Raw genomic sequence first — 16992 nt, forward strand, 5'->3', positions numbered from 1 at the left:
GTGCATCACGTTTTCCTTGTCCGTCAAGTCGAGGTGACGCAGGCGGGCGCGGTTGGCCGCCACGAACACCTCGTCGTCCGGCACGCGCCACGCGGCCCAGATCTTGTTGCCGTAGAACTCGATGACCCACGTCTCGTTCCCGTCCGTCAGGGGCATGGTCTCGCCGGCGTCGTACCAGCCGTACTTCTCGACCAGGTCGCCCATGATCTTGACGGCCTCGCGGGCGGAGGCGGCCCGCTCCAGCATGACGTCCTGAATGAGCCAGGCGTCGAGGGAGCCGGCAGCGTCCTTCTCCATGATCTGCTGGACCTTTTCGCTGCGCGCATCGGTCACCTGCACGCCGTTGGTGGCCTCGGCGATGGCCACCCCCTTCTCGTTCATGAAGGAATAGCGGGAGAAGAAGTAGCGGTACGTGTGCGGGACCTGCGGGATCTCGTCCAACTGCTGCGCATCCCCCTCATAGCCATGCGCGTCCTTGACCAGCGGGCGCATGGAGCCCTCCGGCCAGTCGGCCTCGGGAATGATGAAAAGACGGGAGTTCGCGGTGCGCGAGTCGTCGTTGTGCGTGATCATGGCGCTGCCATCCACCGTCGCGTTCTTGCCCGCCGCGATCACCGTACAGGCAAACGCTGCGCCCGACAGCAGGCCCAGGAGCAAAAGAGCGGGAAAAAAGACCTTCAGTGCCCGGAACTTTCCTCGATACATGGTTCTCCTCCTCCATAGATTAAACGAATCTCACCAAAAAGCATCCCTCAACGCGCACTGCACGGCCAAAATCGCCGGTTCGTCCTAATTCCAGAAGACCTTCGAGGGGTCCGCCTTGGAAGGGTCGTGATAAAAGGCTCCCAGCCCCTTCTCCTTGACGTCCGTATAGGTCGGGAAGGAGAGGCGAAGCTCCTTCTCCGGGTCCGTCGCAAAGTCGTTCATCTGGCGGATCATGGCGAGCGTTCCGGAGAGGTGGCGGCCGACGCGGTCCCACATGGGGCAGCCCACGGAGATGTCGTAGGGGCAGAACAGGAGCTCGTGCTCCGCCGCGGTCTGCAGGAACTCGTCCTTGCCCGTCATCATGAGGTCCTCCGTGATCTTTCCGGCCACGCGGTCGATAAAGGGTTCGGGCGTCTCCATCAGGATGACCAGCGCATCGCTGAAGTCCCCCACCTCGCGGTGCGTCAGGCCTCGAAGGCTCTTGGGCGACGCCTCACACTTCATGGGGAACTCGGTGTCGGTCAACTCCATCGCCGCCATCATCGCCATGTCCTGCGCCCTGTCGTGGGCCACGTAGGTCGCCACGACGGGGTACATCAAGGACGCCTCGTGGGAGTCCACGAAAAGCGTGATGTTTTCCTTACGCGTCAGTTCCATGATTGCGAAGGCAAGCTGTTCCGTGAGGTTCCCGTCCGGGCGGCCCGGAAAGGTCCGGTTCAGGTTGCGGGAGTCCGTGTAGTCCAGGTTCTGACCTGATGGGTAGTGTACGTAGGTAAACGGGTCAGGCCACTGGTCCAGCGGGGAGCTGTTGCGGTCCCCGATGCGGTAGGGCTTGGGGCCGAAGGGCGTCTCCACGTGGAGAAACTTCGGGTAAGCGTTGCCCAGCATCCCCACCGTGGACGCGCTGCGGTTCGCGTGGGGGCAGACGAAGACCCTCCCCTTCTCCACGTTGAGGTTCTCCATGATCAGGTAGGCGGAGAGGGACGTGGCCGGTTCATAGGGGTGGGTTCCCCCTAGGTAGAGCATCGACCCGCCAGGGACGCCGGAGTCGAAGAGGTAGACGGGCGTGTCCATCTCCGTCCCCTTGATGGGGGGGAAGTAATCGCTCAGCATAAAGGTCCGCGTAAAGGAGTCGGAGACCACGACGGACTCCTTCATCTCGCGGAGCTCGACGAACTCCCGCCCTCCCAGCCAGGCCAGCCCCAGCGCGCAGCAGAGCAGGATCAGCTGGCGCAGCTTTGCGCCGCTCTCGTAACTCATCATGTCCGCACCTCTGCTACTTGATGTGCAGCGCACGCAGCAGGAAGGGGATGAGCGTGTAAGCGTAGACGATGTCGTACACGATGCTCCTGCGCGTCTTGCGAGCGAACAGGCCGCGAAGCAACAGGAGGGCGACACCCCCCGCCATGATGAAGTAGAACTGGTGGATCACCTCGTTGGAAAGGCGCAGAAAGTCTTCCATTAAAAAACCTCCTTGGTCTAGTTGAAGATCAGCCATTTGAAGTCGTTTGCGTAGATCAGCATCCCCACCGCAACGAGCCCCATGAAGATGGCCGGAACCAGGATCGAGCGCAGGAAGGAGAGGTAAGAACCCTTGTACCCCGAGACCTCGATGGCCACGCGCCCCGATATCCTGGAGGGAGGCAGGCAGTCCCCCAGCGGGAAGATGAGGCTGAGAGCCGTTGCGACGATCGTGACGTTTACTCCGATGGAGTTGAAGAGGAAGATGAGGGGCGTCCCCAGGATGATGCCGCTGCTGTAGCTCAGGGCACCCTGGGCAAAGGGCAGGACGAACGGGGCGAAGGCGTAAATCAGCCTCACGGGAAGCGTGACGAACGTGATCGCGATCAGGCCGCGCACCCCCGTCGCCGCCATGATGTTGACGAGGACTCCCACGCTGATGACCGTAGCCAGCAGGGGGAACACCTGTTCCGAGGTCTCGGAGAGGACTCCGTACCACCCTGAAAGGCCCAGTTTCCGGGGAGACAGGAGCATCGCAACAGCCGTGCTGATGATGAAAATCAACGGGATCCCAAGGATCGGAATATAGAACGCCGCGTACTTTGAGAGGACCAGGAGCAGGATCAGCACGATAAGGGGCGTCGCGATGCGGAAGGCCGTCATCCCCTCGGGAGGCACCGGAAGGGAGGCCAGGACCTCGTCCTTGGGCTTCGGCTCGCCGCCCCGCAGGAGGTAGAACACCGTGAAGACCGTGATGACGGCGATCGGAGCCAGAAGGGGCACGTCAAAACCCACGTAGGGCATGTTGGCCTGTGCGCACATCAACATAACCCACAGGTTGATGGGCGGCGCCACGGCCGCCAGCATCGAGGTGACGTAGATGAAGGCCACGATCCTCGTCTCGCGAATCCCCATAAAGCGCAGCACCGTGGCCACCATGCCGCCGACCACGAACATCGAAACGCTGCCCGCCCCCGTGAGGGCGCCGGGGATCAGCATGATGATGGCCAGGAGGAAGAAAAGCACCCATTTGTGCTCGTAGAAGCGGCCCACCATCCGGCGGACCAGCGCATCCATAGCGCCCGTGGCGGAGTAGAAGTTGATGAAGATCGAGGCTGTGAGGAAGGTAAAGGCCACGTCGAAATACGTGAACGTCCCCTCTACAAAGAGGCGCACCGGGAACCCCAGCTTGCCGACGAGAGCCCCCACAACGGCCGTGACCACCATGGAGAGCTCAGGGGACTTGAGCTTCCAGCTCGCCAGGGCGAAGGTCACGACCATCGCGGCGAGGACCTGCGACGTTTCCGCGTACATGGCAACCCCCTCAGACTATTTGCCGTACATCGCCTTCGCGAAGGCGTTGAGCTCCATGGCGCTCTTCAGGTAGGTGATCGGAACGTTGTGCTCCTCGGCGAACTTCGTGAACTTGCCGTCCTCGTCCCCCTCACGGTTGACGACGATGTGGCTCGCAAAGGGAAGGATCGCGTCAATGGAGCGCTCGTCCGCGCTGCCCGGCTTCCCGCGGCGCGCCTTGCCCTCGATATGGGCCGCGATGACCTGCAGGTTCAGCTCCTTCGCCTTGGCCATCAGTGCGTTCAGGCGCTCGATCTCCTGATCGATGGTGATGCCCGAAGCGCCAAGGCCCTTGGCCGATGAGCCGATCACCACGAGGACGGTCTTGTAGCCGCCGCTCTCGAGGTCCTCAGGCTTGGGCTCCGCGTTGTAAGTCAGGTCGTTCACGACGCCCGCACGGGTCACAAGAAGCCGCCCCATCTTGCCGCCAGGCCCCTGCCCCGCATTGGTGATCAGGAGGGGCTCCTGCCCCTGCGGAGGCTCCGCCCCCTCCAGCTCGGCATACGCCAATCCAGCCGTGACCAACAACAAAAGAATCGCAAGCAGACCGATTTTCTTCATTTCCAAAGAAAACCTCCTTAAAAAAAGATATTTGAGATTACCTCCCATCGCCGCGACGAGAGGACGCTTCATCCGGACATCCTGCACCACCCATCAGGCCCATTCCGGAATTCAACGCACAAAAGCAAGAAAGAATTAAAGGACACCCTTTTATGGCTGATTTTACCATAAGTTATTATAAGGGATTCGTCGGATAAAACGGCTTTCCGATGGAAAAATATATTTTCCAAATAGACACGCCAGCGCCAGGTGCCCCACGGCAAAGCCGCCAGGGCTTTCCTTTTTTCGCGTGGTGCGCTAAACTTCCTGCATGAATACGACAATACGCCCCTCCTGCGACGATCCGCGGAAGTCGCGGGAGCTGTCGTTTGAATTTTTGACGAACTGGAGGCCTTCTGCAATGGCAAAGCAGGATCGCATTTACCTTTCCCCGCCCCACATGAGCGGGGACGAGGCCGTCCGGGTGAGCGAGGCCTTCGCCTCCAACTGGATCGCCCCGCTGGGGCCTCACGTCGAGGCCTTCGAAAGGGAGGTCGCGGAGCGCGTCGGAGTGCGCGCCGCCCTGGCCACCTCGTCGGGGACGGCCGCCCTGCACCTGGCCGGAGCGCTCCTGGGCATCGGTCGAGGGGACCTCGTGCTGTGCGCCTCCTTCACCTTCGCCGCCTCCGTCGCCCCCGCCTTCCACGCCGGCGCGGAGCTCGCCTTTGTCGACTCGGAACCCGGCTCGTGGAACATGAGCCCCGACGCGCTGGAGCGGGCCCTGGCCGACTGCGAAAAAAGGGGGAAGCTGCCGAAGGCCATCATCCTGGTGGACCTCTACGGCCAGAGCTGCGACATGGATCCGCTGTTGGCGCTCTCCGCACGCTACGGCGTCCCCGTGATCGAGGACGCCGCCGAAGCGCTGGGGTCGACGTACAGGGGGCGACCCAACGGCTCCTTCGGGGCCTTTGCGGCGCTCTCCTTCAACGGCAACAAGATCATCACGACGTCCGGAGGCGGTATGCTGCTCTCCAACGACGAGGAGGCCATCGCCCGCGCACGCTTTCTGGCGACGCAGGCGCGCGACCCCGCGCCCTGGTACCAGCACTCCACGCTGGGCTGGAACTATCGCCTCAGCAACGTGCTGGCCGGCATCGGCCGCGGGCAACTGGTGCACCTGGACGAACGGATCGCGGCCAGGCGCCGGATATTTGATCGCTACGTCGAGGCGCTGGGGGAGGTCCAAGGTCTCTCCTTCATGCCGGAGCCGTCCTGGAGCTGCAGCAACCGCTGGCTCTCCGCCGTCGTCCTGACGGACCCCATCAAGGCCTCCCCGCTCTCCGTGCTGGAGCGCCTGGAGTCCTGCAACATCGAGGGGCGGCCCCTCTGGAAGCCCATGCACCTTCAGCCCGTCTTCAAGGGAGCGGACTACTGGCCCCACGAGCCGGGCCTGAACGTGTCGAGGGACCTGTTCGAGCGCGGCCTGTGCCTGCCCTCCGGCACGGCCATGACGGAACGGCAGCAGGACCGCGTCATCGCCGCCGTCCGCGAGGCCGTCGGCGCGCCGAAGGTCATCGCCGTCTAGTACAATGCTCAAGCGCCTTCTGGACGTCGCTGGGGCCGCGTTGGGGCTCCTCCTCCTCTCCCCCGTCATGCTGGCCGTCGCGGCCTGCGTGCGGCGGCGCATGGGTCCCCCCTCCGTCTTCGTTCAGACGCGAGCCGGGCGCGGAGGCAAGCCCTTCGCCCTCTACAAGTTCCGCTCCATGACGGACGAGCGAGGTCCCGACGGAAACCTCCTGCCGGACGCCGAGCGCCTGACGCCCTTCGGGCGGTTCCTGCGCCGCACGAGCCTGGACGAGCTGCCTCAGCTCTGGAACGTCCTGCGGGGCGACATGAGCCTCGTCGGGCCTCGCCCGCTCTTGACGCAGTACGTGCCGCTCTACGACGCCCGGCAGCGAAAGCGCCTCGACGTCAGACCGGGCATCACGGGGTGGGCGCAGGTCAACGGGCGCAACGCGCTCTCCTGGTCGGCGAAGTTCGAGTTGGATGTCTGGTACGTGGAGCACCGCTCGCCGGGATTGGACCTGAAGATCATCCTGCTGACCATAAAGAAGGTGCTGGCGCGCGAGGGTATCTCCGCACCGGGCGAGGACACCATGCCGCCGTTCGAGGGAAATAAATTATGAAAATACACCACATTGGCTACGCCGTTAACGAACTGGAAAGCGCAGCAGAGAAATTTCACCGTTTGGGGTATATCCCCTCCGGCGCGCCCGTCGATGACACCGCGCGAGGCGTGCAAATTCAATTTTTTGAGGACATTCACGGCGTGAAGGTAGAATTGGTGGCACCGCTCAAAGAATCCTCCCCGGTCAGCGGATGGCTGAAGAAGAATGGAAACTCCCCATACCACATCTGCTACGAGAGCCTAGACATCGAGCGGGACATCGCCACCATGCAGGAACAGGGCTTCATGCTGCTGGAGCGCCCTGCCCCTGCGCCAGCGATGGGGCAAAGGCGCGTGGCATTTCTTTACAGTCGGCCGACAGGGCTCCTGGAGCTTGTCGAAAATGGTCATGGGCCCCTCGACAGCGGCCCTGAAAGGAACGATTCTCTCTTATGAAATTCTGTACTCTCTCAGGCGTTAAAATCGGCGGCATCACGGCCTGTGTTCCACAAAACAAGATGGATAACAGGATAACAGGCACGGGAATCTTTGGTCCGCGTCTTGACGACGTCATCAAAGCCATAGGAATAAAGGAGCGCAGAATCTGCCGCCCCGGAACAACGGCGCTCGACCTCAGCGTCGCGGCAGGAAGACAGCTTATAGACACCGTGGTTATGAGTCCCACAGACATTGGCGGTCTGATCTTCGTCACGCAGACGCCAGACTACGATATCCCCAACAACTCGTCGCGCGCAGCACACCTCCTGGATTTGCCGAAGGACTGTGCCGCGGTGGACACGAGCTTTGGCTGTTCGGGGTACGTCTACGGGCTGTGGCTGGCAGGGCTTATGGCGAAGTCCCTGCGCTCCCCCATCCTGCTCCTTGACGGAGAGACCCACTCTCTCTTGACGTCGCCGAGAGACCGGGCAACCGCGTTGCTCTTCGGCGACGCAGGCTCCGCGACGCTCGTCCTGCCCGACGAGGAGGCCACACCCTGGCACTTCGGCTTCCTGACGGACGGCTCAAAATACGATATCCTCATCATCCCGGAGGGGCGTTCCCGGCAGCCCTTCAACGAGCGGTCCCTGGAGTACCGCGAGTGGCCGGACGGCGGCGTCCGGCGCCCCATCGACATCCGTATGGACGGCATGGCCGTGTTCGACTTCGTGGTGCGGAACGTCCCCGGATGCCTTAAGGCCCTGTTGTCCGGCACGGACTGCTCCGTCTCGAAGGTGGACCTGCTGCTCCTGCACCAGGCCAACCTGTTCATGATCCAGCAGACGGCAAAGCTGCTCAACGTCCCGCCGGAGAGGATGCCCGTGAGCCTGGACCGCTACGGCAACTCAAGCTCCGTCACCATCCCCGTGACGATATGCTCCGAGGTGGCACAGCAGGTGACGGGCCGGACGAACCGCGCCCTGCTGGCCGGCTTCGGGGCCGGGCTCTCCATCGCAGCGGCCCTGATCGACCTGGGACCCTGCGTCTGCCCGCCCCTCATCGAATACGACGAGGGAGCGATGGCATAACGCCCTGTACTTTCTCCTTAAATACGGCGAGGACGCGATGGCATAACGCAGGGTGTCCTTGATTATTTCTTGATTATTTTCTATTTGGAGGTTCTTTTAAAATGACGAACGAGGAAAAGCTGGCGCTCCTGATCGAAACCATCGAGGCCGACCCGAAGGACATGAGGCCCGACACCCTGCTGGAAACGTTGGACTGCTGGGACTCCCTCAGCAAGCTCTCCGTGCTGGCGATGTTCACCTCACGCTTTAATCGCGACGTCGGCGTCGACGCTGTCCGGGGCTTCAGGACGGTGGACGACATCCTGAAGGAAATGCACGAGTAGATGAGCACCCTTCAGGACACTCAGCCCGGCATCGAGGCCATCGAGTACTGGCTCCCGGACCAGGTCATCTACCAACGAGGACCTGGCGCAGGAGTTTTGCGAGTGGGGTCCGTAAAAGGCCTGGCGGGCAAATTGAAATGGAGGCGTTCTCATGACTGACCCCTTCGTCCTAGAAGGGCATCTCATCCTGGTGACCGGTGCGTCCTCCGGCATCGGGCGCTGCGTCGCAATGCGAGCCGCCCAACGGGGAGCAAAGCTCATCCTGACCGGCCGAGACGAGGCGCGGCTCGCTGAAACCGCCAGCCGGCTCGACGGCGAGGGGCACCGATGGTTCCCGCTCGACCTGAGCCGGAGGGAGGGCCTTGAGCCGGCCATCGCCGAGGCCCTCGGCGGTACGCCCCCTCTGTCGGGCTTTGTGCACAGCGCCGGCGTTGCGCCGATGGTCCTGCTCCGCGACCTGAGCCCCGAAGCCGCGGAGGAGATGATGCGCGTCAACTGGCTGTCCTTCATGGCGCTGGCCAAGGCGATCTGTCGCCGCGGGCGCTACGCTCCCGAAATGAGCGTCGTCGCCGTGGCCTCCATCTCCGCGTCGATAGGACAGACGGGGCTCAGCGCCTACTGCGCCACGAAGGGCGCCCTCATCACCGCCGTGCAATCATTGGCCGCGGAGTACGCCCCGCGGGGAATCCGATTCAACTGCGTATCCCCTGCCCCCGTGGACACCCCCATGCAGCGCGCCACCCGCGAACGGCTGGGCGACACCTGGTATCAAAAGGAGGTGTTGGACAGGGCAAAGCTCGGCACGCTGGCCCCTGAGGACGTGGCGGACCCCATCCTCTTCCTCCTGTCCGACGCCAGCCGCCGCATCACGGGCGTCAACCTGACGATAGATGGCGGCTGGTCCTTCGCCTGACGCCGCAGGCTTCGCACCTCGAATGGTCCACCCCCTCCAAATTGGTGGCCGCGTGATAAAATAGAGCCGGGTCGAGGCCCGCAGTGCGACGCCGTTCGTGTGGCTCGCAGGCCGGCCTCGAGGGGGGGGGCCGTGCGCCGCCCTGACCGGCGTTGAAGGCGCGTTTTAACGTTGACGTTATGGAAGGAGTGAGCGCAAGATGATCCTGAGTGAAAAGGGCTGGGCGTTTGTGGCGGGGCTCGCTGCCGGCATCGGAGCCGCCTGCTTTGTCAAGAGCCGGGCCGGCCGCGCTGCGGCCGTGGCCGTCACCGCCAAAGGGATGAAGCTGAAGGAGCAGGTGGCTGGCTTCGCCGAACGCGCGAAGGAGAACCTGGAGGACATCGCCGCCGAGGCCCGCCAGAAGGCAAACGAATAAGGAAGCCTCGACGCAACCGGGCCGCCGGACATCCGGCGGCTTTTTTGATTTTTTCCAGCCTCCGTCTGCAATCCATGGGGCTGCTTCTGGGAGAGGCGGCATCAACGAACAAGGCTGACGGCGTGGCCCGTCAGCCAGCCAAAGGAACGAAGCGTAATGGAATACACCATCGAGCATCAAATCCCGGGGCGCATGCGGCTTCGATGTCCCTCAGGGTCCTTTTCACAATCCGAGGCCTACGCCATTGCGGCGATCCTCGAAACGCAGAGCGGCGTCCTTGAGGCCCGTGCCTCTCACAGGACGGGAAGCCTTTTGATCCGCTACAGCGAGGGGCACCGCGACGAGGTCCTCAAGGCTGTGGACCTCCTGGACCGCTCCTTTTACGGCCAGATCGACGGCGCCGCCCTGGCCCCCGCCCCCAGCGAGAGCATCGGGAAGAGCCTCGCCTCCGTGTTCGTCGGGCTCGCTGTCCGGGCCCTCATGCCGCGGATCATTCGTTCCACGCTGACGATCTTTCGCGCGATGCCCCTCTTGAGAAAGGGCCTTCACAGCATCCTTGCCCGCAGACAGGTCAACGTTTCCGTGCTGGACGCCTCGGCGGTCGGCGTTTCCCTGATGCGCCGCGACTTCCGCACCGCCACCGTCATCACGACGCTCCTGACCCTGGGGGACATGCTGGAGGAGTGGACGCACAAGAGGTCCCAGGAGAGCCTGGGGGACAGCCTGACGCTGAAGGTCGATCAGCTCTGGATCAGACGTGACGGATGCGAGGTCCAGATCCCCATGAAGGAGCTTGCCATCGGGGACTGCGTCGTCGTCCGAACGGGCAGCGTCATCCCGGTGGACGGCGTCGTCGTGGACGGGGACGCCATGGTCGATCAGTCGGCGATGACGGGAGAGTCCACCGCCATCCGGCGCACGCCCGGCCTCTCGGTCTACGCTGGAACGCTCGTCGAGGACGGGGAGCTCGTCGTCCGCGTCACCGCCTTTGACAGCGATACGCGCATCCACAGGATCGCGGCGATGATCGACGAGTCGGAGGGCCTGAAAGCGGAGGTCCAGAGCCGGGCCGAGAGGATGGCGGACGCCATCGTCCCCTGGAGCTTTCTCCTGGCGGGCGGCATCTACCTCCTGACGGGAAACGCCGTGCGGGCCGTTTCGGCGCTGCTCGTGGACTACTCCTGCGCCATCAAGCTCGCGACGCCGCTCGCGATCCTGGCAGCCATGCGCGAGGGCCTGAAGCATGGCGTCCTGATCAAGGGCGGGCGATTCCTCGAGGCGATCGCCTCCGCCGAAACGTTCGTCTTCGACAAGACGGGGACCCTGACGGTTTCCACCCCCTCCGTGGCGGAGGTGGTCCCCTTTGAGGGCTACGACCGCGACGAGGTCCTGCGGACCGCAGCCTGCCTGGAGGAGCACTTCCCCCACTCCCTGGCGCGGGCCGTTGTGAGGCAGGCGGAACTCGAGGCGCTGTCGCACAAGGAGAAGCACTCCACCATAGAGTACATCGCGGCCCACGGCATCGTGTCCCACATCGGCGCGGACAGGGTCCTGCTGGGGAGCGCGCACTTCGTGTTCGAGGACATGGGCATCGTCCCCTCGCCCGAACAGCAGGCGATCATCGAACGAAAGTGCGGGGAACGCTCTATGCTCTACCTGGCGATCGGGGACCGCCTGGCGGGCTTTCTCTGCATCGAGGACCCGCTGAGGCAGGACGCTGCCGAAACGATCCGGCGCCTTCACGACACGGGCGTCAAGCGCGTCGTCATGCTCACCGGGGACAACCCCTACGTCGCGCGGGCCGTCGCCGGAAGGGTGGGGGTGGACGAAACGATGGCCCAGCTCCTGCCGGAGGACAAGACGAGGCTCGTCAAACGGTGGAAGCAGGAGGGCGGCAGCGTCGTCATGGTGGGCGACGGCATCAACGACTCCCCCGCTCTGGCTGCCGCCGACGTCAGCATCGCCATGCGCAGCGGGGCGGACATCACCCAGGCGGTCGCGGACATCGTCCTGACGGACAACCGCCTGACGGCCATCGCGGACGCCCGACTCCTGGGGGCAAAGGTTATGCAGAAGATCCGGCGCAACTACGCCTTCATCGTCGGCGCCAACACGATCCTCCTCGCGTTGGGGACGGGCGGCGCCATCACCCCCGGCGCGGCGGCGCTGCTGCACAACCTGGTGACGCTGGGGGCCGGCGCCTTCAGCCTGACGCCACTTCTGCCCTCCCCCTTGCCCACCATGGAGGAAGACGCATGATCGAGAGCTTCACCGAGGGGCGCGTTCGCCTGCGCTCCCCCCTGCTGCACGATGAGGAACTGGCTCGCCGCCTGAGCGAGGGGCTTCTCGCCATCAAGGGTGTGCGCCGGGCTCAGGTCAACCGGCACACAAGAGGCCTGCTCCTCGAATACGACAAGGACCGGCTTCCCCTGGAGCGCCTCGCACCCGCCCTGCCGATCTTCGACCGAATCAACGCCCTCGAGCGCCGTCCCGAGGGCGAACGCCGTGCCGCCCTCGACGCGGCCCTGACGGACCTGCGCCATCTGCTGGGTTGACGTCCCCAACCAACGTAAGTCTGCGCCGCGCCAGCGGCGCTTTTTTCATCCTCATCCTCCCCTGTTGCGCCCAACGCCCTGCCCGGAAGGGGGAAAAGGGGGTAAAATGATGGCGGTGTTTTTGAACTATCAACGTTAAGGGTGATTTACATGCAGGTCATTGCACAGACCATTTTACGGATAGCCTCCGACGTCCTGGGCGCTCCCCTGGCGGAGGGAACGGCCATGGCGGACGTCCCGGAGTGGGACTCGCTCAAGACGCTTCAAATCGTCATGTCCTTGGACGAGGCGGGACTTTCCATCCCGCTGGAGAGGATCGCGGAGGTCAAGGGCGTCCCGGACCTGATCCGCTTCGCACAGCAGCGCCATGCATGACCTCGTCGTCTACGGCGCAGGAGGCCTTGGGCGCGAGGTGGGAGAGATGGTGCGCCGCATCAACGAACGCCACCGCTTCTGGCGCCTCCTGGGCTTCGTCGACGACGGCGGAGCCTCCGGCGAACTGGGCGGCTTTGAATTCCTCGGCGGACTGGAGTTCATCCAGGGGTTCAACGGCCCCCTGGACGTTGTCATCGCCATCGCCAACCCGGCAGCGAAACGCCGGCTCTACGAAACGCTGAAGCGGGACTGTCCCAACGTAACCTTTCCCAGCGTGATCGACACGGAAGCTCGATTGTCCTCCCGCGTGAGCCTCGAGGAGGGCGTCATCATCTCCCACTTCTGCTCCGTTTCGGTGGAGGTCCGGCTGGGGCGGTGCGTCTTCCTGAACACGGGCACCCACGTCGGCCACGACACCACGATTGGGGACTTCAGCTCCGTCATGCCCAACGTGGACATCTCAGGGAACGTGACCGTCGGAAGCGATGCGCTGATCGGGGTGAACGCCGCCATCCTTCAAGGGATTGCCGTCGGCTCTGGCGCCACCGTCGCCATGGGGGCCATCGTGATGACGCCGGTGCCGGAGGGCTGCACGGTTCTGGGCAACCCGGCGCGAAAGTTCTGAGGCAGGCCATGAGGCAGACCGACAACGAGCCGCTCATCCTCCTTGCGAACTTCACCGCCGAAAGCCTCGCCATGCGGCTGCGCGGCGAAGGCGTTAACGCCCGCACCATGCCGGGCTTCGACACGTGGCGCATGGAGCTCCTCTCGGAGGCGTCCTCTATCTGGCAGGAGCCGGGAGGCGTGCTCCTGCTGCTCCTGCACGGGCCGGCGCTCTTCCCCGACGGGGTCGATGCCGGCTTCGCCTGCGTCCTGGACGACGCCCTGGCCCTCATCCGTGGCGCGCGCGACGCACACCCGGACTACACGCTGGTCGTTTCCACCCTGGACCTCCCCTCCCCGCCTGCGCTGCCCCTGGCGGCGGCGGACCCGGCGCGGGAGGCGTCCCACTGCTGGCGCTCCGGCCTGGCGGCCATGGACCTTCCCGTGCTGGATCTGGAGTCCCTAGCTGCGGAGGTCGGCAGAGCGAACTTCTACAACGCAAAGACGTGGTACTTCGGGGCCCTGCCCTTCTCGGCGGAGGGCGAAAAGCGCCTGGCCCAGGAGGCCTCCCGCATCCTCCGCGTCCTGAACCGCAGCCGCAGAAAGTGCCTCGTGCTGGACCTGGACGACACGCTGTGGGGCGGCGTCATCAGCGAGGACGGGCTGGAGGGCATCGCGCTCTCCAACCATGGCGTCGGGGCGGCCTACCGCGACGTACAGACCCTCGTCAAGGCCCTGTCGGCGCAGGGCGTGCTCCTGGCCGTCAACTCCAAGAACGACGTCGAGGACGCTCTGTTGCCCTTTCGGAAACACCCGCACGCCGTCCTGCGGGAGGAGGACTTCGCCGTCGTTCGAGCCAACTGGCGGCCCAAGCCCGAAAACGTGCGGGACATTGCCGACGTGCTCAACATCGGCATGGACTCCATGGTCTTCATCGACGACAACCCGGCGGAACGCGCCGCCGTGCGCGCGGCCTGCCCGGAGGTGGAGGTCCCGGAGTTCCCGTTGGACACCTCTGCTCTGCCCGCCTTCATCCGCAAGGTCGCAGACCAGTTTTTCACCGCTCCGCGCCTGAGCGCCGAGGACTCCGGCAAGACCGCAATGTACCGGGCGGAGGCCAAAAGAGCGGAGGCGCGCGCACACTCCTCGCTGGAAGACTACCTCGCCTCCCTGGAGATGCGGCTCAGCCTGCGCCCCCTGGGTGAGGAGGAGATCCCGCGGGCGGCGCAGCTCTGCGCCAAGACCAACCAGTTCAACCTGACGACGCGCCGCTACTCCGAGGCGGATCTTCGAGCCCTGACGCGGGACAAGCGTCGCAGAGCCTGGATCGCGGGCCTCAGCGACCGCTACGGGGACTACGGACGCATCGCCCTCGTCATCGCCAAGCTGGATCGGGACGGGACCTCCGCCTCCTTCGACACGTTCCTGATGAGCTGCCGTGCCATGGGGCGCGGGGTCGAGTCTGCCCTGCTCGCCTGGATCGAGGAACTGCTGGCTGCCGAGGGGGTCACGCGCCTCACGGGGCACTACCTCCCCACGGCGAAGAACGGCCCCGTAAAGGACTTCTGGCGCGACATGGGGTACGCTCAAGCCGGGGACGCCTGGACACTCAACGCCCCCTTTCCGGAGAGGAGGTCCTGCCTGTGCCGAAACTCCTGATCGTCACCACGGTGGCTTCAACGCTCAAGGCCTTCCTCCTGCCCTACGCGCGCCACTTTCGCGCCCTGGGGTGGCATGTGGACGCCCTGGCGCGTGGAGCGTCCTCGGAGCCGGAGTGCCTCAAGGCCTTCGACGCCTGTCACGAGGCCGCCTTCACCCGAAGGCCATGGCAGCTAAAGAACCTCAGGGCCATGAACCAATCCCTTCGCGACCTCGTGTCGCGCGAGGGGTACGACATCGTGCACGTCCACACGCCGGTGGCGTCCTTCGTCACGCGCATGGCTCTCCGGAAGCTGAAGGGCCGAAAGCGCCCCAGGGTCGTCTACACCGCCCACGGATTTCACTTCTTCCGGGGAGGCCATCGGCTGAAGAACCTGCTCTACTTCGCGCTGGAACAGAGGGCCGCCCACTGGACGGATTACCTGATCGTCATCAACCAGGAGGATTACGACGCCGCCTTCGCCCATGCCCTGGTACCACCCAATCGGCTGGCGCTTCTCCCCGGCATCGGGCTCGACCTGGCGCTCTGGAATCGAACGTCCGTCAACGCAGCCGGCAAAAACGACATACGGCAGGAATTAGGACTCGCCCCCTCGGACAAGATCTTCCTCATGGTGGCGGAGTTCAACCCCGGCAAGCGCCACCGGGACGCCCTGGAGGCCCTCGCCATCGCGGGGCGAAAGGACCTGCACCTGGCGTTCGCGGGCCGCGGCCCCCTGGAGGAGGCGGTGCGGGAGCGTGCGGCAACGCTTGGCCTCCTGCCGCAGGTCCACTTCCTGGGACAGCGGAGCGACGTCCCCGCCCTGATGCTGGCCTCCCTGGCCACGGTGCTGCCCTCCGAGCGCGAAGGCTTGAACCGCAGCGTCATGGAGTCCATCGCTCTGGGCGTCCCCGTCCTGGGCGCGGACGCCAGGGGCATACGGGACCTCGTCACGACCCCCTCGCGCGGGGCCCTCTTTCCCGTCGGCAAGCCTGCGGCCCTGGCGGCGGACATGCTGATGATGGCCACCGATCCGCCTGCGGAACGTCCCACCCCGGACCCGCGTTGGGACGTCAAGGAGCTCCTGAGGGCCCATGAGAGGATATACTCCCTCCTGCTGAAGGAGCGGGGGTAATCGAACCAGCGACCGGTTCACCGCGGCCGACCGACTTCCCACACTCCCAAGGACGGGCGAAGCAGGGCCTTCAAAGGCCCTGCTTCGTCCATTACGTCATAAAAGGCTGTCGTTATTAAGCCGTCACTTGAGGCGGCGGAAGATCGGCGAGAGGAAGAAGACCAACCCTGCCAGCGGGAGCAGTCCCAACAGGAGGAGCGTGCTGTAGATGCCGAAGCGGTCCGCAAAGCCTCCCGCCGGGTACAGTGCCGCATTGGCCGTCCCCCAGGCCAGTCCCATCACGATCGCGCTGGCCGCGCTGCGAGCCTGTGGCATCAGCGTCTGCGCAGCAACGACGGTCAGGGGCATCGTGGAATAGATGCAGGAAACGCCCGCAATGTAGAGCGCAAAGGAGAGTGCGCCCTTGGACAGGGCCGCACTGGTCAGGAAGAGGGAGCCCAGGATCATGGAGAGGAGCATGATCCTCTTGAAGCCCAGTCGCTTGGAGACGCGCTCGGCAGGGACCATCGCCAGGGAGCCTCCCAGCGTGATGCAGAACACGACCGTCCCCACGCTCTCAAGGGACCCGCCCTGCACCGCTACCTTCAGAGGCAGGAAGAACCGAACGCCCTGAAAGACGAAGTCCCGGACGAAGGCCAGGCCCCACAGGGGGAAGAGCACGGCAAGGGCGGAGAAGAAGCCGTTCAGGAATCCCTCCCTGGACGACGGGGCAATCCCTTCGGGAGCTTGCAACGTGGGCACACAAAACCACAGCAGAGGGGCCAACAGGAGAGGAGGCACGAGCGTGAACCAAAGCCCCTCGTATCCCAGGCTCTTCACCGTTGCGATGGCGACCACGGGGCTGACCAACACGCCCAGCGTCCCCATGATGTTGAACAGGGCCAGGGAGGCTGGGAGCTTCTCCGGGCTTGAAACGTACCCTACACCGCCGCTGCCTTGAGGGTGGTACAAAGCGCTGCCGATCCCCCACAGCCCCGCTGCGAAAAGTGCCCCGCCGTAGCTCCCTGCGTTGGGGATCATCACGGCGCCCGTCCCGCAGAGGATGGGGCCGATCACGATCAGCCACGGACGGCTCAAACGGTCCGACAAGCAGCCGATGACCGGCTGCCCTATGATGTGGCAGAAGCCGACGATCATGCTCAGCCTGCCGGAGAGGGCGTAGTCCAGCCCCAGCGACGCCTTGATGTAGGGAATGAACGTGGGCAGAAACGCCGCGTACATGTCGTTGATCCCGTGGGCCAGGGAGATGAGGAACACCCGAACGTTCGGCAGAAGCGGCGGG

20 protein-coding genes are annotated in these 16992 nt (G+C 64.5%); 14 read left to right on the forward strand and 6 right to left on the reverse strand.

Translation table 11 applies throughout. The features are described from left to right. The 5 genes from Q0629_RS00080 to Q0629_RS00100 all read right to left on the reverse strand — a co-directional run. Positions 1-705, reverse strand: a 705-nt coding sequence (locus Q0629_RS00080) for a C69 family dipeptidase (RefSeq protein WP_298777409.1), incomplete at its 3' end; no start/stop codon positions are given. Between the two features lie 84 nt (positions 706-789). Further along, complete coding sequence (locus Q0629_RS00085; RefSeq protein ID WP_298777410.1) at positions 790-1968, reverse strand: deacylase; 1179 nt, start codon at positions 1966-1968, stop codon at positions 790-792. 13 nt (positions 1969-1981) lie between these two features. Next, the gene (locus tag Q0629_RS00090) at positions 1982-2167 is read right to left on the reverse strand and encodes a hypothetical protein (RefSeq protein ID WP_298777411.1); all 186 of its coding nucleotides are present in this window, start codon (positions 2165-2167) and stop codon (positions 1982-1984) included. 17 nt (positions 2168-2184) lie between these two features. Continuing rightward, the gene (locus Q0629_RS00095; RefSeq protein WP_298777413.1) at positions 2185-3480 is read right to left on the reverse strand and encodes a citrate transporter; all 1296 of its coding nucleotides are present in this window, start codon (positions 3478-3480) and stop codon (positions 2185-2187) included. Between the two features lie 15 nt (positions 3481-3495). Further along, entirely contained in the window at positions 3496-4080 is a 585-nt protein-coding gene (locus tag Q0629_RS00100; RefSeq protein ID WP_015556600.1) for a DUF6305 family protein, read from the reverse strand. A gap of 400 nt (positions 4081-4480) precedes the next feature. Here Q0629_RS00100 and Q0629_RS00105 point away from each other — a divergent pair, with 400 nt between their 5' ends. The 14 genes from Q0629_RS00105 (at position 4481) to Q0629_RS00170 (ending at position 15710) form a co-directional block, all read left to right on the forward strand. Beyond that, positions 4481-5644 (forward strand): DegT/DnrJ/EryC1/StrS family aminotransferase, encoded by a 1164-nt coding sequence (locus Q0629_RS00105; protein WP_298777419.1) that lies wholly within the window; start codon positions 4481-4483, stop codon positions 5642-5644. A 4-nt stretch (positions 5645-5648) separates the two neighbouring features. After that, on the forward strand, positions 5649-6245 hold the full coding sequence (locus tag Q0629_RS00110) for a sugar transferase (protein ID WP_298777421.1): 597 nt from the start codon (positions 5649-5651) through the stop codon (positions 6243-6245). Continuing rightward, entirely contained in the window at positions 6242-6682 is a 441-nt protein-coding gene (locus Q0629_RS00115; RefSeq protein WP_298777423.1) for a VOC family protein, read from the forward strand. The genes Q0629_RS00110 and Q0629_RS00115 overlap by 4 nt, the downstream gene beginning before the upstream one ends. Before the next feature lie 218 nt (positions 6683-6900). Next, positions 6901-7752: a ketoacyl-ACP synthase III gene (locus Q0629_RS00120; protein WP_298777426.1), complete on the forward strand. Its 852-nt coding sequence runs from the start codon at positions 6901-6903 to the stop codon at positions 7750-7752. A 101-nt stretch (positions 7753-7853) separates the two neighbouring features. Continuing rightward, on the forward strand, positions 7854-8075 hold the full coding sequence (locus Q0629_RS00125) for a hypothetical protein (RefSeq protein ID WP_298777428.1): 222 nt from the start codon (positions 7854-7856) through the stop codon (positions 8073-8075). After that, positions 8076-8234, forward strand: a complete 159-nt coding sequence (locus Q0629_RS00130) for a hypothetical protein (protein ID WP_298777431.1) — start codon at positions 8076-8078, stop codon at positions 8232-8234. Next, entirely contained in the window at positions 8227-8988 is a 762-nt protein-coding gene (locus tag Q0629_RS00135) for an SDR family oxidoreductase (RefSeq protein ID WP_298777433.1), read from the forward strand. The genes Q0629_RS00130 and Q0629_RS00135 overlap by 8 nt, the downstream gene beginning before the upstream one ends. Positions 8989-9187: 199 nt before the next feature. Continuing rightward, positions 9188-9403, forward strand: coding sequence for a hypothetical protein (locus Q0629_RS00140; protein WP_298777435.1), 216 nt, complete (start codon positions 9188-9190; stop codon positions 9401-9403). Positions 9404-9559: 156 nt separating this feature from the next. Then, positions 9560-11662 (forward strand): heavy metal translocating P-type ATPase, encoded by a 2103-nt coding sequence (locus Q0629_RS00145; RefSeq protein ID WP_298777436.1) that lies wholly within the window; start codon positions 9560-9562, stop codon positions 11660-11662. Beyond that, on the forward strand, positions 11659-11958 hold the full coding sequence (locus Q0629_RS00150) for an HMA2 domain-containing protein (RefSeq protein ID WP_298777438.1): 300 nt from the start codon (positions 11659-11661) through the stop codon (positions 11956-11958). The genes Q0629_RS00145 and Q0629_RS00150 overlap by 4 nt, the downstream gene beginning before the upstream one ends. A gap of 150 nt (positions 11959-12108) precedes the next feature. Then, the gene (locus tag Q0629_RS00155; RefSeq protein WP_298777440.1) at positions 12109-12333 is read left to right on the forward strand and encodes an acyl carrier protein; all 225 of its coding nucleotides are present in this window, start codon (positions 12109-12111) and stop codon (positions 12331-12333) included. Next, positions 12326-12958 (forward strand): acetyltransferase, encoded by a 633-nt coding sequence (locus Q0629_RS00160; protein ID WP_298777442.1) that lies wholly within the window; start codon positions 12326-12328, stop codon positions 12956-12958. The genes Q0629_RS00155 and Q0629_RS00160 overlap by 8 nt, the downstream gene beginning before the upstream one ends. Positions 12959-12966: 8 nt before the next feature. Further along, the gene (locus Q0629_RS00165; RefSeq protein ID WP_298777445.1) at positions 12967-14595 is read left to right on the forward strand and encodes an HAD-IIIC family phosphatase; all 1629 of its coding nucleotides are present in this window, start codon (positions 12967-12969) and stop codon (positions 14593-14595) included. After that, entirely contained in the window at positions 14580-15710 is a 1131-nt protein-coding gene (locus Q0629_RS00170; RefSeq protein WP_298777447.1) for a glycosyltransferase, read from the forward strand. The genes Q0629_RS00165 and Q0629_RS00170 overlap by 16 nt, the downstream gene beginning before the upstream one ends. Before the next feature lie 123 nt (positions 15711-15833). On the opposite strand, the gene Q0629_RS00175 is transcribed toward Q0629_RS00170, so the two are convergent. After that, the coding region (locus Q0629_RS00175) for an MFS transporter (protein WP_298777449.1) at positions 15834-16992 on the reverse strand (1159 nt) is incomplete at its 5' end.

This window comes from uncultured Fretibacterium sp. (assembly GCF_938030725.1).
In the GTDB taxonomy this organism is placed as follows: domain Bacteria; phylum Synergistota; class Synergistia; order Synergistales; family Aminobacteriaceae; genus Fretibacterium.